The 25,956-nt window shown below is 45.4% G+C and carries 25 protein-coding genes; 6 read left to right on the top strand and 19 right to left on the bottom strand.

Features of this window, described 5'->3' with window-relative positions; genetic code table 11:
- Nucleotides 1-78: 78 nt before the first annotated feature.
- Entirely contained in the window at nt 79-639 is a 561-nt protein-coding gene (locus ACESPQ_RS03600) for a manganese efflux pump (protein WP_002607761.1), read from the top strand.
- Nucleotides 640-744: 105 nt separating this feature from the next.
- Here the strand turns inward: ACESPQ_RS03600 and ACESPQ_RS03595 are convergent, their stop codons facing one another.
- From ACESPQ_RS03595 to ACESPQ_RS03560, 8 genes are all read right to left on the bottom strand, one after another.
- Nucleotides 745-1,596: a hypothetical protein gene (locus ACESPQ_RS03595; RefSeq protein ID WP_257378983.1), complete on the bottom strand. Its 852-nt coding sequence runs from the start codon at nt 1,594-1,596 to the stop codon at nt 745-747.
- Nucleotides 1,593-2,708 carry a radical SAM/SPASM domain-containing protein gene (locus ACESPQ_RS03590; protein WP_257378985.1) on the bottom strand — a complete coding sequence of 372 codons (1,116 nt, stop codon included), beginning with the start codon at nt 2,706-2,708 and terminating at the stop codon, nt 1,593-1,595. The genes ACESPQ_RS03595 and ACESPQ_RS03590 overlap by 4 nt, the downstream gene beginning before the upstream one ends.
- 511 nt (nt 2,709-3,219) lie before the next feature.
- Complete coding sequence (locus ACESPQ_RS03585) at nt 3,220-4,200, bottom strand: Gfo/Idh/MocA family protein (RefSeq protein WP_002607764.1); 981 nt, start codon at nt 4,198-4,200, stop codon at nt 3,220-3,222.
- Nucleotides 4,201-4,275: 75 nt separating this feature from the next.
- The gene (gene rpiA, locus ACESPQ_RS03580) at nt 4,276-4,944 is read right to left on the bottom strand and encodes a ribose 5-phosphate isomerase A (protein WP_008728982.1); all 669 of its coding nucleotides are present in this window, start codon (nt 4,942-4,944) and stop codon (nt 4,276-4,278) included.
- 50 nt (nt 4,945-4,994) lie between these two features.
- Nucleotides 4,995-5,915, bottom strand: coding sequence for a 1-phosphofructokinase (pfkB, locus tag ACESPQ_RS03575; RefSeq protein ID WP_002607766.1), 921 nt, complete (start codon nt 5,913-5,915; stop codon nt 4,995-4,997).
- Nucleotides 5,912-6,661, bottom strand: a complete 750-nt coding sequence (locus tag ACESPQ_RS03570) for a DeoR/GlpR family DNA-binding transcription regulator (protein WP_002607767.1) — start codon at nt 6,659-6,661, stop codon at nt 5,912-5,914. The genes pfkB and ACESPQ_RS03570 overlap by 4 nt, the downstream gene beginning before the upstream one ends.
- A 508-nt stretch (nt 6,662-7,169) precedes the next feature.
- Nucleotides 7,170-8,132, bottom strand: coding sequence for a type I phosphomannose isomerase catalytic subunit (locus ACESPQ_RS03565; RefSeq protein WP_002607774.1), 963 nt, complete (start codon nt 8,130-8,132; stop codon nt 7,170-7,172).
- 1 nt (nt 8,133) lies between these two features.
- Entirely contained in the window at nt 8,134-8,934 is an 801-nt protein-coding gene (locus ACESPQ_RS03560; RefSeq protein ID WP_008818706.1) for a Cof-type HAD-IIB family hydrolase, read from the bottom strand.
- Nucleotides 8,935-9,230: 296 nt separating this feature from the next.
- On the opposite strand from ACESPQ_RS03560, the gene ACESPQ_RS03555 reads away from it, so the two are divergent.
- The 3 genes from ACESPQ_RS03555 (at nt 9,231) to ACESPQ_RS03545 (ending at nt 11,104) form a co-directional block, all read left to right on the top strand.
- Nucleotides 9,231-10,010 (top strand): HAD family hydrolase, encoded by a 780-nt coding sequence (locus ACESPQ_RS03555; protein ID WP_002607776.1) that lies wholly within the window; start codon nt 9,231-9,233, stop codon nt 10,008-10,010.
- 17 nt (nt 10,011-10,027) lie between these two features.
- Nucleotides 10,028-10,807 (top strand): HAD family hydrolase, encoded by a 780-nt coding sequence (locus ACESPQ_RS03550; protein WP_002607777.1) that lies wholly within the window; start codon nt 10,028-10,030, stop codon nt 10,805-10,807.
- Between the two features lie 63 nt (nt 10,808-10,870).
- The gene (locus ACESPQ_RS03545) at nt 10,871-11,104 is read left to right on the top strand and encodes a hypothetical protein (protein ID WP_002607778.1); all 234 of its coding nucleotides are present in this window, start codon (nt 10,871-10,873) and stop codon (nt 11,102-11,104) included.
- Between the two features lie 51 nt (nt 11,105-11,155).
- Here ACESPQ_RS03545 and ACESPQ_RS03540 read toward each other — a convergent pair whose 3' ends face one another.
- The 8 genes from ACESPQ_RS03540 to ACESPQ_RS03505 form a co-directional block, all read right to left on the bottom strand.
- Nucleotides 11,156-12,079, bottom strand: coding sequence for a patatin-like phospholipase family protein (locus ACESPQ_RS03540; RefSeq protein WP_002607779.1), 924 nt, complete (start codon nt 12,077-12,079; stop codon nt 11,156-11,158).
- Nucleotides 12,080-12,279: 200 nt separating this feature from the next.
- Nucleotides 12,280-12,582, bottom strand: a complete 303-nt coding sequence (locus tag ACESPQ_RS03535; RefSeq protein ID WP_002607780.1) for a hypothetical protein — start codon at nt 12,580-12,582, stop codon at nt 12,280-12,282.
- 617 nt (nt 12,583-13,199) lie between these two features.
- Entirely contained in the window at nt 13,200-14,024 is an 825-nt protein-coding gene (locus ACESPQ_RS03530) for a PTS system mannose/fructose/sorbose family transporter subunit IID (RefSeq protein ID WP_002607781.1), read from the bottom strand.
- Nucleotides 14,008-14,790 (bottom strand): PTS mannose/fructose/sorbose/N-acetylgalactosamine transporter subunit IIC, encoded by a 783-nt coding sequence (locus ACESPQ_RS03525; RefSeq protein ID WP_002607782.1) that lies wholly within the window; start codon nt 14,788-14,790, stop codon nt 14,008-14,010. The genes ACESPQ_RS03530 and ACESPQ_RS03525 overlap by 17 nt, the downstream gene beginning before the upstream one ends.
- A gap of 22 nt (nt 14,791-14,812) precedes the next feature.
- Nucleotides 14,813-15,283 carry a PTS sugar transporter subunit IIB gene (locus tag ACESPQ_RS03520; RefSeq protein WP_002607783.1) on the bottom strand — a complete coding sequence of 157 codons (471 nt, stop codon included), beginning with the start codon at nt 15,281-15,283 and terminating at the stop codon, nt 14,813-14,815.
- Nucleotides 15,284-15,286: 3 nt separating this feature from the next.
- Nucleotides 15,287-16,027, bottom strand: coding sequence for a BtpA/SgcQ family protein (locus ACESPQ_RS03515; RefSeq protein ID WP_008818701.1), 741 nt, complete (start codon nt 16,025-16,027; stop codon nt 15,287-15,289).
- 164 nt (nt 16,028-16,191) lie between these two features.
- Nucleotides 16,192-16,602: a PTS sugar transporter subunit IIA gene (locus ACESPQ_RS03510; protein WP_002607785.1), complete on the bottom strand. Its 411-nt coding sequence runs from the start codon at nt 16,600-16,602 to the stop codon at nt 16,192-16,194.
- A 521-nt stretch (nt 16,603-17,123) separates the two neighbouring features.
- Nucleotides 17,124-19,835: a sigma 54-interacting transcriptional regulator gene (locus tag ACESPQ_RS03505; protein WP_002607786.1), complete on the bottom strand. Its 2,712-nt coding sequence runs from the start codon at nt 19,833-19,835 to the stop codon at nt 17,124-17,126.
- A gap of 135 nt (nt 19,836-19,970) precedes the next feature.
- Here ACESPQ_RS03505 and rpoN point away from each other — a divergent pair, with 135 nt between their 5' ends.
- Both rpoN and ACESPQ_RS03495 read left to right on the top strand, forming a co-directional pair.
- A complete protein-coding gene (rpoN, locus tag ACESPQ_RS03500; protein ID WP_257378989.1) occupies nt 19,971-21,188 on the top strand; it encodes an RNA polymerase factor sigma-54 in 1,218 nt (405 codons plus the stop codon).
- A gap of 41 nt (nt 21,189-21,229) precedes the next feature.
- Entirely contained in the window at nt 21,230-22,456 is a 1,227-nt protein-coding gene (locus tag ACESPQ_RS03495) for an EAL domain-containing protein (RefSeq protein ID WP_065532103.1), read from the top strand.
- Between the two features lie 260 nt (nt 22,457-22,716).
- Here the strand turns inward: ACESPQ_RS03495 and ACESPQ_RS03490 are convergent, their stop codons facing one another.
- The 3 genes from ACESPQ_RS03490 to ACESPQ_RS03480 form a co-directional block, all read right to left on the bottom strand.
- Nucleotides 22,717-23,319, bottom strand: a complete 603-nt coding sequence (locus ACESPQ_RS03490; protein ID WP_002607789.1) for a GNAT family N-acetyltransferase — start codon at nt 23,317-23,319, stop codon at nt 22,717-22,719.
- 120 nt (nt 23,320-23,439) lie between these two features.
- Nucleotides 23,440-24,171, bottom strand: coding sequence for a GntR family transcriptional regulator (locus ACESPQ_RS03485; RefSeq protein WP_008728976.1), 732 nt, complete (start codon nt 24,169-24,171; stop codon nt 23,440-23,442).
- 43 nt (nt 24,172-24,214) lie between these two features.
- Nucleotides 24,215-25,954: a class I mannose-6-phosphate isomerase gene (locus ACESPQ_RS03480; RefSeq protein ID WP_373143938.1), complete on the bottom strand. Its 1,740-nt coding sequence runs from the start codon at nt 25,952-25,954 to the stop codon at nt 24,215-24,217.
- Nucleotides 25,955-25,956 lie beyond the last annotated feature (2 nt).

Genomic DNA, 25,956 nt, shown 5'->3' with positions numbered 1-25,956 from the left:
CAGCTGCGGCACGACTGCTTTCACAATGTCTAACACCCTTGCAGCTGCTGCATAGTATACGCTAAAGGGGGAATGACGATGCATGTACTATCTGCCCTGCTGTTTGCCGTATCTGCGAATATCGACTGTCTTGCCATAGGTCTGTCCTATGGCATCCAGTCTGTAAAAATCGATGCCCGAAGCAATTTGATCATTGCGGTGATATCCACTGCGGGTACCCTGATCTCCATGCTTGCAGGAAAACCGCTGGCAGCACTCTGCTCAGCGGATACTGCCAACCGAATCGGAGCTGTCCTGCTGATGCTGATCGGCTGTTGGATTCTGTTTCAAAATCACAGGACACAGCAGAAAAGTCTGAAGGCATATGACCGTGATGCATCCAGCAGAATCGACCAGAAGGAAGCGGTCGTTCTGGCATTTGCACTCACGATCAATAACATGGGACTGGGGATATCCGGAAGCATCACCGGGCTGCCGATTCCTGTAACCTGCCTGTTTACCTTTCTATGCTCGCTGCTGTTTATCGCTGTATCGCAGGTCGCAGGAAAAAGCTGCATAGCTTACTTAATTCATAAATATGCAAGAGATACAGCTGCGTGGATGATTATTCTGCTGGGAATTCTGGAATGCTGTATATAAAACAGCCTGCGGGGTATCAGGGTTCTTACTTCAGGGTGTTTGCAAAAGGGAGAATGCAACCCTATTGATAAATACAATAGGGTTAAATCCCTGTTTTAAATTTACTCACCATCGCGTATGAATAAAATCAGCTTCGCATACTTTTTTCATTATGAATGACAGCAGTGCCAACGAAGCAAATGCGCCCAGATACCAGACTGCCAGCACACGCAGCTGCTGTAATGCTGTATGCAGCAGCTCCTCCATCTGCACATAGGATATCCGCACAAGCAAAGGAAGTACATAGCTGATACACAAAAACAGCAAGGCCGCAAACAGGCAGCTGAGCGCTGCATTTCGAAAAGCACGATACCTCCCTGATGCAGAAACCAGCATGCTTACAAAGGATACCAGCATAGCTCCGCACAGAAGCCGGATCGTATCATTTTGCATACCGAACTGCACAAGGCGCACAGCCAGAAGGGCGGGTACGCTGAGGGATGCTCGTGTATCCTCAGCCAGTGCAGACAGACGGGTGTTCAGGTGCAGCTGACGGGTTAGAATCTGAAGCAGCAGCTTTTGCTGGGAGGCAGTTAGATTTATATTCTGAAACAGTGCCGTTTGCTCCTTTGAAAGCAAATCTGAAAACTGTGCATCCAAATCCGGAAGCTGTGCTGTTTCATCCGCTACACATTGTATAAAGGCAAGTCCGGCAGTATCCAGAAAGGATGTCCAGTCTGCTTGCTTCTGAAGATTCTCCTGCAGCGTATCAAGCTGCTGCAGGATGGACTGCTCCAGAAGAAAACCGCCAGGCACCTGTTCCAGCGCATCCTTAAGCGGCTCTTTGATATCCAGATGGGAAACGACAAGCGCACTCATTCCCTGTTCCTTCACCTGCCGCAGGGTCACAGCTCCTCCCAAAAGCAATGCAGTGCAGAGAAACAGCAGCGTGCTGACCCATAAAAGAAGTCTTCTCATCCTGTCACCTCCTGGCGTTTTTTCCTGCCAGCTCCTATGTCGACTACTTCCTTCAGCTTCGGATAGGCGTATAAAAGAAACCGTTGGTAGCCGCACTGTGTTTCATTCATAAAAACACTGCGCAGACGTTTGCAGTTTCCATGGCACATCGGCTGAAATGGACAGGCAGCACACAGCTGCGGCTCTTCCCTGTATGCAAACGCCTTCGCACGGCTGCAATCACGTGCCGCAAGCAGATCGGTATCCAGAACATTGCCGCAGTGATATTCATCCAATACATAAAAATCACAGGGATACAAAGAGCCGTCGCTTTCCACAACATACTGAAACTGACACTCTCCCAGTATTCCGCAGGTACCTGGTGTTTTTCCCTGCAGGAGCAGCAGCAGGTTATCAAACAGGGCAACGCTTTGATACTGCTTGTTTTCCACATCCTGTATCCAGAGATCAAAATAGCTGCGATAAAACTGATAGAACAGCTCCGGTGTCAGTGAATATGCACTCTGTTTTTCCTGCAAAGGGGCAAGGCAGGGAATCAGCTGTACATGGGAAAAGCCGTGCTCCTTATAAAAGGCAAACAGCTTCTTCGGCTCCCTGGCCAGCTGCCTGCTTAAAACGCTCAGAATATTGAAGTCTACATGATGTCTGCGTAACAGCTGTATGGCACGCATCACGTCCGCATACGTACCGGCATTCTTGCGTTTTCGATACAAATCATGCTGCTTTCGCCATCCGTCCAGAGATACGCCGACAAGAACATTGTGCTTATGAAAAAAGGAGCACCATGCCGCATTCAGCAGACAGCCGTTGGTCTGAATGGCATACCGCACATTCTGCTTTGGCTGGCGAAGCTGTTTTACGGCATCCGCAAACTGCTCATAGAAGGGCAATCCGGCAAGCAGCGGCTCTCCGCCCTGAAAGGCGAAGGTGATATCGGCATCCCCATCTGCAGCTTGAAACACCTTCTCCAGCAATGCCACAGCCACCTCATTGCGCATACGCCCGTAGTTCGCACAGCTTCGATTTTCTGCAATATCCTTATAGAAGCAATAGGTGCAGTTCAGCTGACAGCCTGCGGATACCGGCTTGACCAGAAATGATAATGTCTTCATATGCATCCCTTCTTTCCACCGCTAAGTATAGCATGTCTTTATAGTATATCACAAGACAGCTGCTGCTTTCACCTTGAAGCAAAGCCATGAATTTCTGCTTCGGTTCTCTCTTTCGGACGCTTCCTGCATGGTACGATACAGACTTTTCATCTGATATTTATGGATACGGTGATGTACATGTGCTGTATGAATCATTCAAGCTGCCTGGACAGGATGAAAAATTCTTTCGAATACATCACGCTTTCCTGCCCGACGGTATTTTTTTTTCGAGCATTCACCGCTCTTTCGTTTTGACATGCATACGAAAGCATCAAAAAAAATTTCTTTACTGACAGTGTGCAAGATCAAAAAAGGGAATGCAATACCACTGTAACCTATCAATGATATTTGAATACCCCCTTTTTCAAACACCAGAACGTAAGGAAACCTCACAAAAAAAGCATCCTGCTTCTTTGCATACGCCTTGAAGCACAATGCTTATTGTCTGTTATATACATCTCTTTTTTGATGCCTATGCCTCTTCGTCTTCAAACGGATAGCGCATTCCCCACTGTCTGCGTACTTCATCCATCAGGGCTACTACATCACTGGATAGCTTCAGGGTGCTGTTGTTCGCTGTTGCGCTGACGGCAGCCTCCATATCCCGTAGCTCATATACCAGTGCATCACTGCGTGTTCCCGCATCCAGTGTTTCTGTCCAGCCATCTCTTGTATAGCGAATCTGAAGGCTGTCTGCTCTTGGATATTCACGGATTTCCAGATATCCCTCTTCTCCGGCAACAATACCTACCTTTGGCAGCTTGGCCCGCATGGTTAACGTAACCGTAGCCATTTCATCCAGTGAATTGCGCAGGATGATACCGCTCATTTCATCCACACCTGTTTCAAAGGGAATCATATTCGTGAGAACGGTATCCGGCTGTGCATGCAGAAACCAGCGCACAAAGGATAACGCATAGGTACCGATATCCAAAAGGGCTCCTCCGGCAAGCTGCGGGGAAAAGAATCTGTTCGTGACATCGTATTCCTTACAGCTCCCAAAATTAACCTGTATCATTTTCAGCTTACCGATTGCGCCCTGCTCAACCAGCTCTTTTGCTTTGGCAAACACCGGCATGTGAAAAATTGTCATTGCCTCCATCAGAATCAGCTGCTTCTTTTGTGCCAGTGCCATTGCTTCCTGCAGCTGTCTGTGGTTTACTGTGATTGCCTTTTCGCAAAGTACATGCTTGCCATGCTGCAAAGCGCGCATTATATAGTCATAATGGTAGGTATGCGGTGTTGCGATATAAATAATATCCACCTGCTCATCTGCAAGCAGGCTTTCAATATCGTAACAGTGCTCAACCGTATATGCACTTGCAAATGCCGTTACCTTCTCCATGTGACGTCCAGCGACGGCATAAATCGTACCATGCTCCTTCATCAGTGCCTCGGCCATCTGTACAGCAATTGCGCCCTGACCAAGAATACCCCAGTTCCATTTTTTCATATTCTCATCCCTTTCCTGTTCACATTTTAAATACCCGCAGCATGCTGTGCAATACATGCAATCTGTTATTTCTTATCAGACACTGCTTTTTTTCAATAGCGCAAAGCCCTGATCGCTAACAACCAGAATCGCGGTGACCTCTCTTGTCAGCAGGGATGTATCAACAACCCCCGCAATGCTTTTCAATGCATGATTCAGTTTCTTTGGATCCTCAACCTTATCAAACCATACATCCGCCAGTACATTGCCATGATCACTCATTACAGCACCGTACTTTCCTTCCCCATGCTTACAGACAAAGCGGCCTTGCAGCTCCTCCACGCTGCGCTTCACATAGGCTGTTGCATCCTCCAAAAGCTCCATGACAACCGGTACATGAAACTGCAGGGTGTCTGAAAGCTTGCTTTCATCAATCAGCAGCATATATTCCTCTGCCATATTGGCAATCAGCTTCTCCCGGACATGAATTCCGCCTCCGCTTTTCAGCGCATAAAATTGACGGTCTGCTTCATCACAGCCATCAAAGGCGATATCCACATGGGATATCTGACGCAGTGGAAGAAGCGGCAGTCCCAGCTTTATACAAAGCGTTTCCGTTTCCAGAGACGGCGTTACGATTTGCACCTGCTTTCCGCTTTCCTTAACAAAGCGTGCAAGATGAGCGATAGTTGATCCACCTCCCAAGCCGATTACCATGCCGTCCTGTATATATGCCAAGGCCTTTTGTGCACAACGCTTTTTCATAATGTTCTTATCTCCTTTTCCTGTATCTCAGGGCTTGTATCCCTCTGCCCTTAGCAGGCTTCCCGTTCCTTCAGCTGCACCAGCAGCTCTTCCACCGTTTTCCTGTCGGCAATTCCCTTGGAAAATGCACTGGCACTGCCACATGCTGTTCCATAACGCAGTGCCGCAGCATAGGACTGCTCACGCAAATAACCGTATAGAAAGCCCGCAACCATGGAATCACCGGCACCGACGGAATTAACAACCTTTCCCCTGCAGGCCGGTGCATGATAAACCTCCTGTGTTTCAGTGAGCAGTAAAGCTCCCTGCTCCGCCATGGATACCAGCACATTGCGTGCACCCATCGCCTGCAGCTCCTTCGCATAGACAAGCAGATCCTCCCTGCTGGAAAGCTCTACCTCAAACATTTCCGCAAGCTCCTTATGATTGGGCTTGATCAGAAACGGATGATAGACAAGCGTGGACATCAGTGCTTCCTGCCTTGCATCCACACATACACGGATGCCGCTCCCCTGCAGATGCTGCATGATATCCGCATAGATATCCTGTGGAATACTGCCGGGTACATTCCCGGACAGCACCAGAATATCATCCTTTTTCAATCGATCCAGCTTTTTTATAAGCTGCTCCAGATGCGTATAGCGAATCTGCGGTCCCTGTCCGTTGATTTCACTTTCCTCCTGCGCATGCACCTTTACGTTGATTCTCGTAAAGCCCTGCTCCACCTTCAGAAAATCCGGCTGAATGCCCATGGCCGCAACCCCCTGTTCCAGTGCATCCCCTGTAAAGCCTGCGATAAAGCCCAATGCACAAGATTTCATCCCAAGCTGTGCCAGCATACTGGATACATTGATTCCCTTTCCCCCGAAGATCAGATCCTCCGCCTTGGTGCGCATAATTTCACCGGCTGTCAGCTCGTTTACTTCAACCACATAGTCAATTGAAGGATTTAATGTCACTGTATAGATCATTCTTCTACCTCGATAATATCCGCTTCCTCCAGATATTCCTTCTCCACACCCTTGCCTGTGATGATCGTCGCATCACTGATATCCGCCGTCGTGATAGAGGTACAGGTTCCGAATTTACCGGAATCCGCAAGCACATAGCACTTCTGCGCATGCTTCATCGCCTCCATCTTGACATACGCCTCATTGGTATCCGGTGTTGTAAAGCCGCTGTCCACCGTTATACCGTTGGTTCCGAAAAATGCCTTGTTGAAATTGTATTTCTGCAGGGAGGAAACAGCGCCGAGACCTACCACCGCTTCCGTTTTGCTTTTCAGCTCACCGGCCAGCAGGAAGGTACGAAAGCCCTGCGCAGCCAGCCGTCTTCCATGCTCCAGTCCGTTTGTCACATAAATTGCTTCCTCTTCCTTCAGATATTCCACCATGTGCAGGGTTGTGCTCCCGGCATCGATATACACAAAGTCATGCGCCTGAATCAGCGATGCGGCATAGCGTGCAATTCGCTTTTTCTCTTCCACATGCTCCTCACTGCGCGCAGCCACCTCAGTTTCATATAACCCGTATTCCTTATGCAGCAGCGTTGCACCGCCATGTACCTTTTTCAGTTTTCCCATCTTATGCAGTGCCACCAGATCCCGCCGTATGGTGGATTCACTGATGGACAGTGCCTGTGTCAGTTCCAGAACCGTGACAGTTCTCTGCTTTTGCAGAATGGACAGAATTGCCGCAAAGCGTTCTTCAGCAAGCATCGTCATTCCTCCTCTTTGTTATTAGTATACGTTCTATAATCGCCATTGTCAATCACATTCAGTCAAATTATTGCAGGAATGTTTGACCGATTATGAAAATATCTGCAGGTTTTCTTGTCTGCAGCCCGCAACAGACATCCGGTAATCTCTGGCACACGTAGAAATATGACGCTGAAAAGAATAGACCGGGGCAGCATCCGCACTCAGTCGGTGTATAGGTAACGACAGAAAAAAGAAGCAATTCCCTATGATGCCAGGGACTTTATTTCTTCATATTACAGCTTCTTCCATTCCCATAATCACGCAAAACGCCTTGTATTCATCTATAAAGAAAGCACCTATAGCTTCAACCTGACCGCCAAAGTCAGACCTCTCTATAGGTACTTTTTTTCACATTGCCTTTTTGGGAATGAGTCGAGAAGGAAGAAACGCAATCAACGCCTGTGTTGAGAGAATCTGCCTTGCTTACCATTTCCCACGATATTTTTTCTGTTTTACGGATTACTGCTTATACCTTGGAAAGGATGAAGCGGCAGCTTCCCTTGATGGTCACCTTGCCTGTATTTGCACTGGCGAATACAGAATCTCCCTTGCGGATGCTCAGCATGGTATCATCACTTTCGATACTGCCCTCACCATCCACAATGACAAAGGACGCAAAGCTTTCCTCATCCACCTTCACACTGCACTCTGTTTTCACATCATACACATAGGTTGTGAAATATTCGCAGGTGGCCATCATGGCACACTTGTAGGTACCGTAATCCTTCTCTTCACCAATCGGCTTGAAATCACTTTCCAGCGGTGTCAGATTGGAAACATCAATGGCCTTCTCAATGTGCAGCTCTCTCGGCTTTCCATCCTTACCTACGCGTCCGAAGTCATACACGCGGTAGGTCGTATTGGAATTCTGCTGAATTTCACAGATTACGATTCCTTCCCCGATCGCATGAATGGTTCCAGCTTCAATGAAGAACACATCTCCCTTGTGTACCGGTACCTTTTTCAAAACATCCAGAATGGTGTTGTCCTCAATCCGCGCACGGAATTCATCCTTTGTGATTTCCTTATTCGTTCCATAATACAGACTGGCACCCTCTTCGGCATCCAGAATATACCACATCTCTGTTTTTCCATATTCCTTTTCCACACGCAGCGCATAATCATTGTCCGGGTGAACCTGTATGGACAGATTGCCTTTTGCATCGATAAATTTAATCAGAATCGGGAAAAATTCAAATGCGTTTCCTTTGGTGCCAAGTGCATCCTTTCCCAGCTTTTCCACATACTCACTCAGTGTCAGTCCCTTGTACTCTCCACTGTCCACAATACTCTGTCCGTCCTTGTGTGTGGATAACTCCCAGCTCTCCGCCACAATATCAAGATCGGTTTTCTTGTTGTAGTTTTCCTTTAATTTCGTTCCGCCCCACAAATAATCCTTAAATGCAGGGAGCAGTCTTACCAATGCCATACTAAATTACCTCCAATTTCTTCAGGGCCTTATAAATCCCCTCTTCTTTTACGGTTCCGGTGACCATGCTTGCCACTGCGTCCAGTTTTGGATCATGCTTTCGCATCGCGACACCGTGCACCACACCAGCGAGCAGCTCTACATCGTTATCCCCATCTCCAAACGCGATCGTCGCGTCCATGGGAATGTGAAAATAATCGATGATCGCTCTGGCTCCTACTCCCTTGTGTATCGTCTTCTTTGCGATGTCAAAGGTATTGCAATTGCGGTGATAGGAACACAGATACGTTTTTTCCAGCTCTGCGCCGCTTGTTTCCAGCTGTTTTCGATTTGGGAATGTCAGTGTGATTTTTCCAATCCTGCCTCTGACATCCTCAAAGCCGCGGTATTTGACGAAGTTATCTTCCGGTATCTTAAAATTATCCATAAAATGCAGATATTCCGACTCTTTCAGATCCTTTACATAACAGAATTTCGTTCCCTCCAGTATATAATTGATAGATAAGCTATCCATATACTGAAGCAGAGACAGCAGTTCCTCATCGGAAAAAACATCGTTGTGGATTACCTTACCATGCACAGTTACATGCGCACCATTGCTTGTCACATAGCCATCCAGATGCAGATCCTTCGCTCCGTTTGGAATATAGCTCAATGCTCTTCCGGTTGCCAGCACACACAGGTATCCCAAATCCTGCAGACGGCTGATCGCAGCTTTTGTCAACTGCGTAGGAACATAGATTTCATCTCTTTCATCTACCAGCGTTCCGTCATAATCGTACAATACGAGTCCTTTTACCATAATCATCCTCCGTACAGTTTAATTATAGGAGAAACAGGTTAGGATTGCAAACAGGAATCTCGACATTTCTGAAAGAAGAGGGGTTTGCTTGAGGGGAAACATGATGATCGCAGGACATGTTGTAAACTATGTTATATGAATGCTTTGTGTATGCAAACATTCGAATCTGTTTTCCTTACATTGTGACTGTTGCATAAGACTTAATGGATTTCGTATTCTAGACTGTCCCTCGTGAATTTACTAGACATTATAAAAAAATCCCTTACAATAAAGGTTGAATAGCTGGGAGGATTTATATGAACATAAAAGCAGTATTTTTTGACATTGACGGTACCTTTTACGACCATACGACCAATCGTGTGCTGCCATCCACAAAGGAAGCAGTACGAAAGCTGAAGGAACAGGGCATCAAGGTCGCCCTATGCAGTGGAAGACCCCTGCAGCTGGCAGCTGAATTACCGGTATTCGATGAATTCTGCTGGGATGGATTCATCGGTGGGAGCGGTATTAGTGTGTATGATGAAAACAGAGAGCTGATTTGGGAAAATGCATTTACAGAAGACCAGCTGAAAAAGCTGTTTGCGATTGCAGAGAAGCACGAGCTCCCCTTGTATGTGAATGGGGAGAAAACCTTTCTGACAAGACCACTGCCTGCCAAGAAAGAATTTGTTCTGGATCTGTTTCATTTGGGCGTACCGGAAATACGAAGCTGGAATCATGAACGCGTGGATGTGCTGAGCATTTTTGAAAACCGTGATTATGACTTCCGTATGTTTCAAACGGTGGAGAACATCAGAATGCAGCCGTCCTGTGACTACATCATGGATATTTTGAAAAAAGATACCTGCAAGGCGACCGGCATCAAACAGCTGATGGCTTACTGGGGGCTGGAAAATGAAGCATATATGGCGTTTGGTGACAGTATGAATGACTGTGAAATGCTGCAGGAGGCTGCCGTTGGTGTTGCCATGGGGAATGCCATGGATGCCGTAAAGGCTTATGCCGACCATATCTGCGGCAGCAGCGATACACCTGCTATCCATGACACCCTGCAGGCTTACGGACTCATTCACTAAAACAGGAGGCACAGGCTATGAAAATAAACGCTGTATTTTTTGATATCGACGGTACATTTTTCGATCATGTGAGCGGTATGGTGCTTCCGGAAACACTGACAGCCGTAAAAAAGCTAAGAGAAAACGGCTATAAGGTCTGTTTGTGCAGCGGCCGTGCCAAGGAAATGGCAGAGCAGCTGGGTGTTTTACAAATGACTGCATGGGATGGCTATGTCGGCGGTGCCGGAGTAAGTGTCTACAACGAACGTATGGAGCTGATCAGCGAGCATGCCTTTACCAGAGAACAGACGGCACGTATATTTGAGCTTGGCAGGCAGTATGATATCTGTATTCAGTCGCATGGAACGTATGAATTCATGACGAAGCCGCTGAATCCGTATGCCCGGCAAACCTTTGCGGAATTTCACTGCGAGGTTCCCGAGGTACGGGACTGGCACGAGGAGCCTCTGGTCGCCATCAGCGCATATGAGAAAAAAGGCTTTGACTGGAGTATGTTTGATGATATTGAAGGTATTGAGCTGCAGCATCCCAATGACACCTGCGTAGACTTCATGCAATGCGGCATCAATAAAGCGACCGGGATTCGGGAGCTGATGGATTTCTGGGGTTTTCCACATGATTCCTACATGGCGTTCGGTGATTCTTTGAACGATATGGAAATGATACAGGAGGCAGCGTATGGCATTGTTATGGGAAATGGAAAGGATGCCTTGAAGCCGTATGCTGATCTGGTCATCGGTCCCAGCAATGAGCCGGGAATTTATCATACCCTCAAGGAGCTGCACATGATTGATTAGGATGAGGGAACTGTATTTTCAATTCTACAATGCGGATAGAAAATCTGTATTCAAAGACAATATATGAAGAAAATCAGAGCTGTCAATGAAGGCTCTGATTTTTGTTTTTTATCAAAGAGAGAAACTCTGTTACAGGGTCTGCATATACGTGGTAAAACCAAGGATCAGCACATTGAAGAATCCATGGAGTATAGCAATCGTGTAAATAGAGAAATGATCCGGCAGCTTGATAATAAGTGCTGTAAACACTCCTCCAATCAGGAAGCTGATGATCAGCTGCAGCCTGCAGAAAAGTAACGATATGGAAAGCATTTTCCCTATTGAATACAGGTCTTTTTCATGCAGGATTCAAATACTTCCATCCTGCTGCAAATAGCGGCGGATGTCCTGAATCTGCCGTCTGGTGTCATAATACCCCATCCAGTACAGACTGCCCAGCTTCTCCAAATCCGGCTCCAGTCTTCCCACTGTAACAGGCTGTGAAGGTGCGATGACATAGACACGTTTTTGCTCCTGCAGAATTTCCAGCGCCTCGCATTGCCGATTATAATTGGCATCCATTTCCTCCAGCGCTTTCATAAATTTCGGGTACGGTCTGTAGATCGTCTTTCCCAATGGCAGCTTTCGGGTGATACTGTCCGTTTTCTTACGATAGGACAGCGGTCGCGTCCGCACGACGATAATTTTTTTATAGCCCTCCCGCAAAGCCCAGTCAAAGGGTATTTTATCACTGCAGCCACCGTCCAGATACGGATAGCCCTCCATCCATACCATTTTGGAAATAAACGGCATAGAGGCTGATGCCTGCACCGCCTGAAAGATATCGCGGCAGTGATCCTTTTCAAAATATGCCGGCTCTGCTGTTTCACAGTTGGTCGCAACAGCGATAAAGCGGCGGTCAAATTGAAAAAAACGTTTCTTATCAAACGGGTATTCCTGATCTGCCTGATGAAAGGCAAATGCAAAGCCAATCAGACCTTCCCCGTTTTGCAGTGCTTTTCTTCCCACATACCGCTTGTCATGGCGGTATTTTAAATTCATGCGGATCGATCTGCCAATCTGACCGGATACATAATTCAATCCATTCATGGCTCCTGCGGATACACCGATCGTACAGCGCAGATTGATGTTTTCCAGCATAAGAGCATCCAACACACCCTCACCATACAGTCCGCGAAATGCACCGCCCTCCAGAACAATGCAGCCTTCCTGTACCATTGTGGATGCATTCCCGTGCGGCAGCTGATGAAAGCCGGAATATATTTTATTCATTCCATCACCTCTCACAATCCCATAATGAAGCAACTGCTATCATGGCATTGGCACGGCTCATGGTTACAGTCATTCATTCGTTGGAATTTTACGTAAGCAATACTAGCACAACTCTATCCCATAGTCAAACGATAGGAAATGAAAAACCGAAAGCATCATCACCTTCGGTTCATTTATAAAATAAATATCAAACAGAGAGCTTACAAAGCTGCCTTGTTTAATCGGAATACGGACACGAACATTTCATCATACAGGAGAATATGCTCTCCCATTCTTCCTGCGCTGACCACCTCATCACGCAAAATGCGAAGTCCCGGCTTTACTCTGATCATCAACTCTGTAATTTCCTCAATGGTCTTCTGTTTTTTGCTGTGAAAAACCAGCTCTTCTCTTCCGATTTCCAGAAAAGCCTGATATAGTTCTTCCGGATAATCGCCAAGCCAAACATTTGGATAGTGCATGAGCATATGCCATGCATCATCAATCTTGATTTCTTCTTCCATATCTCACTCTCCTTGCTATATTGTATTATAGAGTAGAGAAAATATACAGAAGAAGGCTAAGGTAAATTCTGGAATATGCTTATATACTTTGTTGCGCATTCCTCATAAATATAATTCTGTACAACCGATACTTATGTGTACAGAATTAGGAATAGATTACATAAATGCAATTTTAATGGGATAAGCTCACAGTTCTGCCGCTGTCCCTGGGATATACATGCGTCACATGGTTACCCGTTATATCCCTAGATAATGCAAGGTAGCTCACAGCTTTTTTCTTTCATGGACCAGTGCTTGTTTCATATTGAGATAGATACTCTTTATGTTTACTACCTGTGTATGCCGCTACTGGTCCATTATATCATATATACAATTCTTCACCTTAATACTAATATCCCTGCTTTGATGGTTTCACCTTGCATCCGCAAGTACCACAGACTTTTTTAATTCCTGTTAAGCATTTAAACGGCGAGCTCATTCAATTCATACGCATAATTCAGCTTGTCTTTTGTCCTGAATGAGCCTTGATTCTTATATCGTCCATAAATATAGCTTCTGATTTTAAAATTCAAGGGAGATATTCGTCATAATTTAGCCTTGATTTTATGAAATACAGCCTATACGATTCCAAAGAATGCTAATGCTATACTTAATGCAAATACACTAAGTAGAATTGTCGTTGTTTTTATTTTCTTTCCCAATAAGAAGTACATGATACCGAACATTGCCAAAGGTAATAAGCCTGGCATTATCTGATCAAGATAAGTCTGAAGCGGCTGTGCAAATTTACCACTACCTACCATTATTGGAAGTTGAAAGCTTACCAGTGAAGCTGTCATACATCCGATAACCATCAGACCTACAGCAGAAGCAATATAAGTAACATTATCCATGATACCTGAATTCAAAAACTGTTTAAAGAAATTAGTACCTAACTCATATCCTTTAAACAAGCATATATATCTTAAAGGAATGGTTGGTATATTAACGATTAGAAGGAATAATAATGGACCCAGAATACTGCCATTAGCAGAGAAAGAAATAGCAATACCTGCAGCGATGATACGTAAGGTTCCCCAGATCAAAGAATCACCGATACCTGCTATAGGACCCATCAAGGAGGCTCGAACAGCACTGATCGAGGTTTCATCAAAGTCAGGGTTATTTGCATTTTCTTCTTCCATGGCTGTTAGAATTCCATATAATAATGTTGATAAATGTGGAGTAATCGCCATAAATTCCACATGTCTCTGTAATGCGCGGGCACGTTTTTCCGGATCATCCGCATACAGTTTCCCTACAACTCTTGACATCGTATAGGCAGACCCTAAGTTTTGCTGTCGCTCAAAATTCCAGACAGCATCCTGTCTCCAAGACCTCCAGAAAACTCCCATCAAATCTTTTCGATCTAATTTTTTAACATCACTAGAATTCGTTTTCATCACTTAATACCTCCTCTGAAATCTTATTATTATTTGTTTGTTTAATCGTCAAAATAACACCTACAATAACACATGCCATCAATGCTACGCCGAATACCGGTATTTCCAGATATGCCGATAACAGGAAGCCACCAAAGAAGAAAGCAGCGACATCTTTACTGATAATCATTCTAACTAACATGGCGAACCCGATTGCAGGAATAATGCCCGTAGCAATCTCCAATCCATGATTTATGAATGGCGGAATAGCAGCCACGATATCTTTAATTAACGGAGCACCTAAGTAGTAAGAAACAGCTATAATTGCAGATAAGGAAACAATTTCAAAAATCCATCCAATCGTCTCTGTTCTTTCAACACCGCGAGCATCTCCTGCAGCAGCACATTTATCTGCATGACCACAGAATACAGGGGAAGTAATAAGCACTCTGAGCCCAGTTTTAATCATCAGTACCAAAGTAGCAACTGGCACTGCTAAAGCAACCGCAGCACTTGGTTCTCCACCACTGTTAATAACGAAGCTTGTCCCAATAATAGCACCTGATACCATTTCCGGAGGACAGCTTGCTCCTACCGGGAATGCTCCCAACCAGATAAGCTCCAAGGTAGCTCCTGTCATGATTCCAGTTCTGATATCCCCCAAAACCAAACCAACTAGCGGAGCCATAACGATCGGCCTGTTCCACATGGTACTGCCCACTCCATCATGAGCGAAGCCAAAAGCAGCTACCAATGTAATCAATAATGTTTGTACTAATAAATCCATCTTTTCTTACCCTTTCCTTTCATTAAATAAGTGTCATTACATCTTGCTTTGAATCATCCGGAACCATACGAACTTCCAACTCAATACCTTTATCATTCAGTTTTTTCAGCAATTCAATCTCTTCATCATTGACAGAAAGTGCTTTGGAAATCTGACGTTTTCCTGCTTCATTTTTAATGCCGCCCAGATTGATTGAAGTAATTTTGTCATAACCAAAAGCTAATCTGGATACATCTTCAATGTTTTCACAAAGTATCATTAGATTATATTTGTCTGTAACTCCGGCATTTAATGCTTTGATAGAGTCATCTATGCTTTTCATGACCAATTTCACGCCATTAGGCTTTGACAATCTTAAAGCTGTCATTCTTAATTCATCTTTAACAACAGCATCACTGGCAATTAAAATGCAGTCAGTACTGATACTTTTTGTCCAGGTAAACACAACCTGTCCATGTAATAATCTATGGTCTACACGAACTAATACAATCATATCTTATTCTCCCTTTACTAAAGCATCTCTTACAGCAATCAATTTCTGTACATTCTTTTCATCGACAGTTCCTGTCGCAATATGAGTATCTTTGACCCAGCTTCCAACAATACCGCCATCTGCTACTGCAAATTGCTTGGTACAGTTTTCAGCTGTCAAGCCGGCACCTACGATTAACGGGAAATCGCCGATAATATCTCTGAATTCCTGAATTTTTTTCATGCTGGTTTCCTGACCGGTTTCATCCTGTGAAACCGCAATTGCATCACAGCGTGTCATAGCAGTTTTCAAATCTTCTTCCAGGCTTTTTCCGGATAAGTATGGTGTATGTTTAAAACGAACACCGCCGATTATATATCCGGGATATCTTGAACGATATAATTTGATGAATTCTGCAAAGCTGATGTCTTCACGCTCAATTAAATTACCTGCAATAGCATCAATCTGCACAAAGTGTGCTTCATATTTAATAGCTAATTCAAATGTCAAAGTGTTCTGGTATAAGCAATTAACTCCATAAATGTGATCTTTGTAGTTTTCCTGAAGATATTCTAAAACTGGAATCATATGATGATAGGTTCCAAAATAGTTTTCGACTAATACCGCATCAGCACCATTGTTGTAATACGTATCGATTTCCTGCTTAGCTATTTCAAATACTTCTTCATCTGTATTTCCTTTAAGATGTAACATTCCGATAATAGGTTTTTTCCAATTAAAAGCTTCTAAAAAATTTTTATTCATTTTATTTGTCCTCCTTTTAAAGTTCTTTTATGTTGCTACATGTGTTATTACAGAATAATAAGTTTAACATCCTTTACAATGATATTTAGGCAACTATCTTGTAAAGCTTCACAATTATCCCGTAGCCAGAAATTCTTTTTTCATGTCTCTCTCTCCTTCCTTTCCTAAAAATCTTCTTCTTCCTGTTTATCTATGCTTTTTCTACAGGTGATTCCTGTTTTAGCCTCATCCATAATATGTGCCATACGCTTCTCACTGACATCATCATGATCGCCCAGCAATACACTCAGCACCAGGTTCAAATTCATACCCGACAGAATCGTTACATCGCCAAAGGCTGTCAGCTGCGATAAAGCCGTATGAACACTGCCTCCCAGAATATCAGCCAGTATGATCCATGCATCCCTGCTGTTTTCTATCTTCAAACGAAGCTGATCTGCATAATCCTGCGGATTCTGACCCGGATACAGGCAGAACACTTCCACACCCTTTGTAAGATCACCAATGATCATGGATGCGGAATGCAACATACCCTTTGCCAGCTCACCATGTGATGCCAGAATTATGTTTGCCATATCTCTCATCTCCCTTCACTTTCTTACGTAGCAAAAAGCGTGCCAACTTAGCCTGCTCCATATAAAAAAACAAAATAGCTGCCGCTTTCTGCAATTTTTCTTTCCAATCTCCCCTATAAACTCTCTCAATATGATTCTTTTTGTGAGCTATAGCACATGAGTTTCTTTTCAAAATGTATATGTATCGACGCTATCCCGCTTTTTATCGACGCTAATCCAACAGGGAAGTGCTGTTAAATAAAAAAACTCCATCATGAACACACTTTCCACCCCGGATACTGTAAACGCTCGATACCGATCGTGCATGTGAGTACCGTCTATGCTTCTGTGAAATATGCACATAAGCAGCTTCTTCTACATTTCATTATTTATAAATCGAAAGCCGTCGTATAAAGAGTACTTTCTATGTCATGCTTTCCTGTATTATCAGGCTACTATGCGCTCTGGCTTTCGAATATCATCCCATATATAAAATGAAAGCCTTTAACACAGGGATTTTCTCCCGATGTAAAGGCTTTTTGTTAACCATCGTTATGGTCTACATAATTGAAGATATACCCGATTTCCTCGACTGGAATCTCCACACCGTAATACTCCTCCACGACACTGAATGCATGCTTTACACACTGAATGAAGGCAGCTTCCTGCTGTGCAAAATCCTCGATATCTGTAAAAATCTCAATTTCTCTTCTTGTCACTAGGCGTTCAATCAGACAGCATATATGCACATACAGTCCGAAGCAGGTATTGTTGGTAAAGCGCAGTCCCAGCTCCAGCTGCAGCTTGTCAATCGCATCCGCAACATGCTCCAGAAGCTTGTTTGGATTGAGAATCGTCAGATTGTTCATAATATTTGATAAAGAAAAATTCTTCAGTATGTTTTGCTGGAAGGTCTTCATCTCCTCCTCCCGCATATAGTCCCGGAAATAGATGTTCAATGCATCCATTGTATCATTGATAATCAGGTCCTCAATCGGAATGAAACGGATTCCCTCAATATTGGGATTCAGCGTGCCTACTATGCAAATAACCTCATACGCGTCGAAAAAGGCGTCGTGCATCTGCTTCTCCAGCAAAGTATTATAATCATAGGTCAAAACCTGAATCGGAAAGTTATGCGGCAGGGAATCCGTCAGAATTGTTTTCAGCTTCTCTGCCGTATTGATCCCGCTGGCACAGGAGCATAAAATCACCTGCTCCTTTCTGCGATGCTCTACGATATGATAATGATATGCACTGTAGGTCTGCACGGCATCAAATATCTCCTGCATGCCGGCTCCCTGAATCATACCGTTTCCAACCTCAAGTGCCAGCTTGGTTGTCACATTGTTCATAATACCGATATTGGCATTCTGATTTTCTATTCCCTTATACAGGTCCTCCAAAGAGCCCATGTCCACCAATAGAAACAGTTCCTCAAAACGACCGATTTTGCTAAGATATCGGTTCAGACGCTCAATGATTTCCTGTGTCGTGACATGCAACGGCATATCGATGGAATCAAAGACATAACGCCCCAGAAATTTGTTCACGGCATCCGCAAGAGAACTGGCGGTAGAAAAGCCATGTGCGATGATGATACCGATCCGCTTGTTCAAATCCTGCATACGATTCAGCAGCTTCAGGTGCAGACACAAAATCACCGAAATCATATCCTCAAATTTCAAATCCAGATTATTTTCAAGATGCTCACGGATTTCCCCGGCAATCGCATATTCTCTGGCAAGCTTCTGCTTCAGAAATTTCTGCAGGGCTGCCATCTGCTTGCGATTCGCCTCCTGCCAGTTGCCAAGCTCCAGTGTATTCTGCATACAATCCGCAATACATGCCGTAATGGCGATCAGGTCATTGTTCACATACTTGAAGCCATAGCGCAGAGACAGCATATCGAAGATATTCGAAACAATCCCCTGAACATACTCATTTCCCGATAATGCTGCACTGCTTCGCAGCATCGTGGCCTCCTGATAAGAATGCATCGCTTTCCCTGCTTCATCAAGACAGACAGGAAACTCATGCGGGGCCTGAAATGCCGCAAGGATATGCTCCAACAGCTGAATGATGGGGCGCTCCTTCAATACAAAGCTTTTCAGTTCATGAACAGGAATCATACGCTGACTTTCTCTGGACACCGATTTCCCGCTATCCTTTCTTTCCCGCAGCTTCTCCGGAAGATTGAACGCACGGATTTCCAGAATACTGCTTTTTTGATCAGATGCAAATAATGCATTTACACAGCTTGCCTGTATCGCATTCTTTAATTCTCCGATGTTCCCTTCGCATTCACAGCTTAACAGCAGACGGTATACAAGCGATGATATATGAATCGACTTATGAATACGCTTTTCCTCATCCTGAAATATGGAATGAATCAGCTGCAGCCGCTCATGAGAGCCGCGCTCCGCAAGGGATGGGACAGTGACAATCATTGGAATCCTTCGCAGCAGTGTTTTTAAAAGGACCTCCTGCGGCTTCTCCGTAGTCGCAAATATCAGACGGACACTGGATGTATACCATTTTTCATTATCGCCAACCATATGATAGATGCCTTTATCCATAAACAGAAACAGCTTTTCCTGGCATTCCGCCTTCAGACAATGCACCTCATCCAAAAACAGAACACCGCCCTCTGCCAGCTTGATCAAACCGGGATTATCCCTGTCAGCTCCGGTAAACGCCCCTTTTTTGTGACCAAACAGGTTGGCAGTCAGCAGCTCCGGATTGTTCGCATATTCACTGCAGTTTACAATCAGAAAATTTCTATCCTCCGCTATCAGTCCCTGATTTATTGCATACTCATACATAAGCTGCGCCAGAAAGCTTTTTCCGGTTCCTGTCGGTCCATACAGCAGAAGCGGAAGACCGGAGGGCGGATAGGATATCGTCGCCTTACACTGATTTACCAGCGAAGCCAGACTTTCATCATAGCCAATTAGCTTCTCAAAATCCTGCGGCTGATGCGGCTGCAGCGCTTTTTGAAATTCCTCAAGGGAAATGAATTCACGCTGATGCAGTGAAACACCATACATATCCTCTATCGTATCCCCGTCATAAAAAACGACCGGCCTGGTATTGATTTTAAGCAGGCGTCCTTCGGCAAACAGCTGATTGAGATACTGTGAAACCATATTGCGGCTCAGCTGCAGCTGTTCACTGATATACAGCGAGTTCCCCTGATCGCTCATTTCAAGCTTTGTAGCCTCCACCACATAGGCATATACCTTTTCCAACATACTGTTACCGACTCCCTTTCCTTATGATAAGTGTATAGGGCAAAGATTTGAAAGTCAATGTGGAAACTTATGGAAACGTGCAAATGTTGGCACGCTTTTTGCTAGGTTATAAAAAAGAGTGATAGAGGTGATGATATGACACAATTCCTGCAGCAGAATCAGACCATGAAGCAGACACACATCCTGACACACAAGAATCAGCAGGCATTAAAGATTTTGAAGATGGACAGCCGGGAATTGCTGGAGCTGATTTCCGAATGTGTACAGCGAAATCCGTTTCTTGACTTCCATCACAGTGCACAGGGTGACGATTATCTTTTGCAAAATGCGATACAACGACCGTCCTTACAGGAGGATCTGTATATGCAGCTGCACACGCTGCGTGAGCCCTATGATGAAGCTATCTGCGCCTATCTGATTGAATCGCTGGATGAACACGGCTTTTTAAGCGGCTCTGTTTCCGCATATTGTGAGGACCTGCAAATTGATGAGGAGACACTGCTGGGTCAGCTTCGCATCCTGCAGGGTTTTGAGCCCTGTGGAGTTGCGGCACGCAGTATTCGCGAAGCCCTGATTCTGCAATGCAGGAAAACCCGTAATACCATGGGGGAACAAATCCTTTCAGAATATGCACAGGAGCTTGTTGAGGGTGATTTAGCGGCAATCGCAGGAGGGATGCAGCTGAGCGTCAGGGAGGTAAAGGAGGTCATTGCTTCCCTGCGCACCTGTAATCCGGATCCCTGTGCAGCGTACGCAAAAGAACACGTGGAGACGATATTGCCAGAGGTGGAAATCTGTGTACAGGACCAGCAGCTTCAAATCGTACCCATGCGCTATGGCGCTACGCTTGTGCAGGAGCAGTATGTGCAGGCAATCGAACAAAATGAGCAGCTGAAAGCCTATTTCCGTGAGGCGAATCTGCTGTTTGAAACACTGAATCGCAGAAATGCCACGCTGTTACTGATCATGAATGAGCTTGTTAGCATACAGAAGCATCATTTTCTGTTTGGGGATGAGCTGCAATCCTGCACGCTGCAGCAGCTAGCAGATCAACTCGGTCTGCATGTTTCAACCGTATCACGAGCCTTACAGCACAAATACTACCTTTTTCACGGGGAATGCTATCCCATCCGCAGCCTGCTGTGTACAGCCACTGCACAGGGTGACAGTAGTGATGCGGTACAGCGGGCAATCACAGAAATCCTGCGCCATGAGGATCCCTCACATCCGTTCTCCGATCAGCAGCTCGTCATCAAGCTGAGGACGATGGATATCAGCGTATCACGCAGAACCGTCACCAAATATCGTAAGCTTCTGCATATTCCAAGCAGTACACACAGAAAGCATACATAAAAAAAGAAAAAGCGGCAACACTTTACAGCAGAGGTGTCGCTATGAAAAAAACAAATACAGGCCATGCACAGGAGCAGCCTTTGAACTGCTGTGTCATGACCATGGGAATCAAGCATGCAGAACAGCTTGTGCTGCTGTTTGGAAAAACGCGGGTGATACAGCTTATGAATCAGCTTTCTGAACAGGCACAGCACCTGCTTCCCAAAAGAGCGCAGATTGCACAGCTTTCAGATTACCGTCTGCTTTTTCTACTACCATCCTATACACGACTGGATGCGCTGCGTCTGGTATATGACCTGGATGACTGCTGTGATGCAATCGCGCAGCAGCTGTATGCGGCACGGCTTGCTTTATCGTTCGGCATCTGCCTGCCGTATACCTTGGATACTCTGGAGGATGCCATACAGTGTGCGGAATACTGCCGCCTTCATGATCGGGACTGCGAGCGGTTTTCCACATCCTATGCCTTTTATTCCAGACAGGCCAAGGAACAGCTGCATCACCGTTACCAGCTGGAACAAAAAATTCTAAACGCCCTGCACCGACAGGAATTCGAGCTGTTTCTACAGCCGAAAGTCAATACAAAGACCCGGCAGGTCGTTGGTGCAGAGGCACTGCTTCGCTGGATTCATAACGGCGTCTGTATACCCCTGCAGGATTTTCTTCCTGTCGCAGATCAGAATACCTGCATCCGACTGCTGGACACCTATATGTTTGAACGAGTCTGTCAGCTTCTTGCACAGCGCCATGCACAGGGACAGCCGCTCCTTCCTATCAGTATTAACGTATCCAAAGCTTCCTTTGAGGACGGACACTACTATCTTGGAGAAATCCTCGATATCTGTAAACGCTATGGTGTTGATCCTTCCTTGCTGGAGCTGGAGCTGCATGAGGATATTCCCTTTGAACATAAAGAGCAGGTACAGATGTTTGTGCAAAGACTGAAGGGGGCGGGACTGCGTTGTTCCCTGGATGATTTTGGAAGCTCCCGCTGCAACCTGCATGTCCTGAGCTGGATCGATGTGGATATGGTAAAGCTGGATCATTCCTTTTTTGCCGGTCCATGGAACAGCCGCCAGCAGATACTCTTACAGCACATCATCCCTATGCTGCACAGGCTTCACATCCCCATACTTGCGGAAGGTGTGGAAACACAGGAGCAGGTACAGTTTCTCACAGACCTGCACTGCACGCTGATTCAGGGCTTTTATTACTCCCCACCGGTTTCTGTTCATCAATTCTTCCAAGAAAATGAAATTATCGAGTAATTCACTGCTGAAGCACATTCTGGCAATACGCAATGATCCAAAGAACGAAACGGCATCGATTCATGCTATCACATATACAGAGTTGCACATATAAGTATTGTCGGGTAATTTCACGGTTTATCCATTTAGACAGGAAAACCACAGAAATGTAAAAAGGAAGCACATGTCTGCCGCTAAGCGTACAGACCCTGCTTCCTTTTATTTAATTGAAATGCATTCAACTCTTACTTGTCAGAATGCTGACCTGTATGTCTCCCTGCTTACAGCTTGTCCAGCTGTTCCCCGATAATCCTCCAGGCAGTCTCATTATCCTTTGCAAAGGTTTCGGCATTCGCATGAAAATTCACCGGCATACTTCCCATATACGCCGTAAAGCCGAGACGCTGATACATGGAAATTGCTACATAGCTGTTCGTCTGTGTCGTCAGATACAGAGGATGCTCACAATGCAGACTGCTGTACAGCTGAATCGTTTTCAGCATCAATGACTTCGCAAGTCCCTTTCTCTGATGCCGTTCATCAACACCAACCCAGTGCACCCGCATACGGCGCTCACCGAAATGATATCCCTTCCAGACGGAGGATGTACCTGCAAGCTGTCCGTTTTCATCAACCACCAGAATCATATTCTGCTGAAGCTCCTTTGGTTGAGCTTCGAAGGTTTCTTCAAAATAACGTCTGCCCGCCTCCATGCTATCCAGCTGACCAAGCGATACATGCAATGCAATCCAGGCCTCCTTATAGGAAGACTCATAGGGGTGAAAGGAATACCCCTGTGCCAGTGGGATATCCGTGATCACCGGTGGCTGTGTCAATACCATCAGCACCGGATAATAGGGAATACGCTTATCTAAGGTTGTCATAGGTTCCTCCATTCATATACGCTGCATGCGTACGATTATCGCATGTATTGCGTTATGCATTGACTGCTTTACAAATTATCATCCCTTATCCTGAAAAAAGGATGCGAAGCAATCGCACCCTTATCCAAGCTCAATAGAGTAGGAATAACGCTCTCCCGGATAATAGGAAATCGTATACTCCAGAACGTTGCCTTCATGATCATAGGATACACGTTCTCTGATTAGCAGCGGATCGCCTTTTTTAATATCCAGCTTCTCCGCTTCTTCTTTTCGGGCCGTTATCGCCTTGAAATTCTCACGCGTTTTCACCGGCTTGCGGATATTCAGCTCATCCAGCAGCGCATACATGCTCCCTGTATATTTTTCATCCTCCAGCGGCAGATTTCTGTCTCTGGAAAAATAACTGACAAAATACACAATCGGCACATCATCCCCGGTCCGCACACGATCCAGCCGATACACCAGATCACCCTTTTTGCATCCGAAGATATCCGCCACATGCCGGTCTGCCTTTACAAGCTCGATATGTGCCCAGCGTGTCCCCGGCTGTATACCGCGCTCCAGCATTTCATTTGTGAAGCTTTTGATACCTGCAAGCTGCTCTTCAATTTTATTTTGAAACAGAACTCTGGTTCCCTTGCCGCGGGCACGCTCAACGAGCCCTTCACTCTCCAGCTGTGCGATTGCCTGACGCGCAGTAATTCTGGATACATGAAAGATTTCCTGCAGCTGTGCTTCACTCGGTAAGGAATCACCAGGTGCATATTCCTTTGATAAAATCTTATCCTTGATGATCTTCTTTATCTGTATATATAACGGAACGGCTCCCTTGCCAAAATCCAGCTTTTCCATGAAGTCACCTCCATGTAACTATTATATCATGTATGCGTATATTTTAGGAGTTATTTCTTACGTAAGCCTTCATAATTCCGATTTTGCTGCCGACAGACTCTCCATAAGGACGAATCGTATATTTACCGGTGCTTGCCGGAACAATGAAGGTTTCCGCATAATGGACAACAAACGGTTCGAATTTTCCTTCTTCACTTTCCACAACAGCTTCTCTTCCTTCCACAAGATTCAGCATGTTGACGGTACCGGCGGTATCATGATGGGTGATGGTTTCTGTCCAGTATCTTCTTGTTTCGATGAATTCCAGCTCATGCAGACCTGTGTGTTCTTCCACATAGTCCTCTGTGCGTTTCACCTCATGAATTGCATTTACAAGGTTTTCCTCACACCATTTTGTCGTACGGTCCCACTGAATAACCTCTTTACCATGCTCCACATGTACCGGTCTCGGGCGGCCATCCAGACCAACGCGTCCCCAGTCCCACAGCTTGAAGGTAAAGATATACGGAGTTGCACTGATTTCCAGCACCATCGCCTCACTACCGGAGCAGTGGCAGGTACCGGCAGGAATCAGGAAGTGGTCATGCTTCTTCGCAGGGAACTTATTGATGTATTTCTCTGCATCAAATTCAATTTCCCCTTTGTTTGCACGGCGTAAATCCTCAATCATCTGCTTTTGATCCACACCGTCCTTCAGACCCAGATATACACAGGCACTTTCTCCGGCATCCAGCATATAGTAGCTTTCATCCTGTGTATACTGCATACCGAACTGCTTTTTGATATATTCTGTCAGCGGATGTACCTGCAGACTCAGATTCTGTCCGCCCATGGTGTCCAGGAAGTCAAAACGAATCGGGAATTCCGCACCGAAGCGTGCATAAACCTGATCACCAAGCAGCGGCTTTGGCTGATACAGCACCAGATCCATTGCCGGAATCTCCACGACAGCATCTGCAAATTCCAGGTACAGGGAGTTTTCCTCCGGTACACCGTCAAAGCTCCATGCGAAATTGGATTTTTCACGGTCAAGATCACAGACCTCCTTCATCCACTGTCCACCCCATACACCCGGGTCGAAATACGGAACGGTACGGAACGGCTGCTGTGCAATCTGCTTCAATGCATCGCGCAGTGCAGTACCAGGAATCATTTTCGGATCATTTGCCTTATTGGTATCAATCAGCCAGTCGATATCCTCAAACACTGACATCTTGTGCTTATCGGCAATCCGCCATTCAATGAAGAATCCGCGCTTATTCTTACGCAGCGGGTCTTCGTCATAATTGCTACACTTATAATTTCCCATACCCGCACGATAACGCATCTGAATTTCCCAGCGTGCCATATCGAAATACACCAGCTTATTGCCAGGATGTACCAGTGATGCTCCAAAGCCGTACACGATTACGAGACCATCGGCTTTTTCCACCTGCTGTTTCGCGGCCTCCAGCTTCTCCATATCAATAAAATCAGAAACCTCTCCATAATACATCTTGCCGAATACGCGGTCATCGGTAAGGATATACTTCAGCTGCTCTGTAATTGTTTTTTCTTCCTTGAATACATCTATCATATTGATCAGCACGGAAGGCTCCAGCTTTTTCAGCTCTGTAAGGATTTCCTCATCCCGTACCCCCGGATACACATCACATGTGATGACATACTTTCCGGATGGGATTTCCTTTTTCAACGTATCCAGAATATTGTTGTAGCCGACAACAGCAGCGTGCTCATGTCCTTTGATTTTTGTTGATGGAAATTTGTTGTAATTGCTTTTCATCT

This window comes from Clostridium sp. HGF2, assembly GCF_964240115.1.
In the GTDB taxonomy this organism is placed as follows: Bacteria; Bacillota_I; Bacilli_A; order Erysipelotrichales; family Erysipelotrichaceae; genus Clostridium_AQ; species Clostridium_AQ innocuum.
This window is presented reverse-complemented; position numbering and strand designations above follow the sequence as displayed.

Coding starts and splice junctions, on each gene's coding strand:
- ACESPQ_RS03535 (WP_002607780.1), bottom strand. CDS start 12,582: ATGGAAGAAGAAATCAAGATTGATGATGCATGGCATATGCTCATGCAC.
- pfkB (WP_002607766.1), bottom strand. CDS start 5,915: ATGATCTATACAGTGACATTAAATCCTTCAATTGACTATGTGGTTGAA.
- ACESPQ_RS03600 (WP_002607761.1), top strand. CDS start 79: ATGCATGTACTATCTGCCCTGCTGTTTGCCGTATCTGCGAATATCGAC.
- ACESPQ_RS03545 (WP_002607778.1), top strand. CDS start 10,871: ATGAAGAAAATCAGAGCTGTCAATGAAGGCTCTGATTTTTGTTTTTTA.
- ACESPQ_RS03480 (WP_373143938.1), bottom strand. CDS start 25,954: ATGAAAAGCAATTACAACAAATTTCCATCAACAAAAATCAAAGGACAT.
- ACESPQ_RS03515 (WP_008818701.1), bottom strand. CDS start 16,027: ATGAATAAAAATTTTTTAGAAGCTTTTAATTGGAAAAAACCTATTATC.
- ACESPQ_RS03550 (WP_002607777.1), top strand. CDS start 10,028: ATGAAAATAAACGCTGTATTTTTTGATATCGACGGTACATTTTTCGAT.
- ACESPQ_RS03525 (WP_002607782.1), bottom strand. CDS start 14,790: ATGGATTTATTAGTACAAACATTATTGATTACATTGGTAGCTGCTTTT.
- ACESPQ_RS03520 (WP_002607783.1), bottom strand. CDS start 15,283: ATGATTGTATTAGTTCGTGTAGACCATAGATTATTACATGGACAGGTT.
- ACESPQ_RS03570 (WP_002607767.1), bottom strand. CDS start 6,661: ATGCTTGCTGAAGAACGCTTTGCGGCAATTCTGTCCATTCTGCAAAAG.
- rpoN (WP_257378989.1), top strand. CDS start 19,971: ATGACACAATTCCTGCAGCAGAATCAGACCATGAAGCAGACACACATC.
- ACESPQ_RS03530 (WP_002607781.1), bottom strand. CDS start 14,024: ATGAAAACGAATTCTAGTGATGTTAAAAAATTAGATCGAAAAGATTTG.
- rpiA (WP_008728982.1), bottom strand. CDS start 4,944: ATGAAAAAGCGTTGTGCACAAAAGGCCTTGGCATATATACAGGACGGC.
- ACESPQ_RS03540 (WP_002607779.1), bottom strand. CDS start 12,079: ATGAATAAAATATATTCCGGCTTTCATCAGCTGCCGCACGGGAATGCA.
- ACESPQ_RS03555 (WP_002607776.1), top strand. CDS start 9,231: ATGAACATAAAAGCAGTATTTTTTGACATTGACGGTACCTTTTACGAC.
- ACESPQ_RS03565 (WP_002607774.1), bottom strand. CDS start 8,132: ATGGCATTGGTAAGACTGCTCCCTGCATTTAAGGATTATTTGTGGGGC.
- ACESPQ_RS03560 (WP_008818706.1), bottom strand. CDS start 8,934: ATGGTAAAAGGACTCGTATTGTACGATTATGACGGAACGCTGGTAGAT.
- ACESPQ_RS03485 (WP_008728976.1), bottom strand. CDS start 24,171: ATGGAAAAGCTGGATTTTGGCAAGGGAGCCGTTCCGTTATATATACAG.
- ACESPQ_RS03495 (WP_065532103.1), top strand. CDS start 21,230: ATGAAAAAAACAAATACAGGCCATGCACAGGAGCAGCCTTTGAACTGC.
- ACESPQ_RS03585 (WP_002607764.1), bottom strand. CDS start 4,200: ATGAAAAAATGGAACTGGGGTATTCTTGGTCAGGGCGCAATTGCTGTA.
- ACESPQ_RS03590 (WP_257378985.1), bottom strand. CDS start 2,708: ATGAAGACATTATCATTTCTGGTCAAGCCGGTATCCGCAGGCTGTCAG.
- ACESPQ_RS03505 (WP_002607786.1), bottom strand. CDS start 19,835: ATGTTGGAAAAGGTATATGCCTATGTGGTGGAGGCTACAAAGCTTGAA.
- ACESPQ_RS03510 (WP_002607785.1), bottom strand. CDS start 16,602: ATGGCAAACATAATTCTGGCATCACATGGTGAGCTGGCAAAGGGTATG.
- ACESPQ_RS03595 (WP_257378983.1), bottom strand. CDS start 1,596: ATGAGAAGACTTCTTTTATGGGTCAGCACGCTGCTGTTTCTCTGCACT.
- ACESPQ_RS03490 (WP_002607789.1), bottom strand. CDS start 23,319: ATGACAACCTTAGATAAGCGTATTCCCTATTATCCGGTGCTGATGGTA.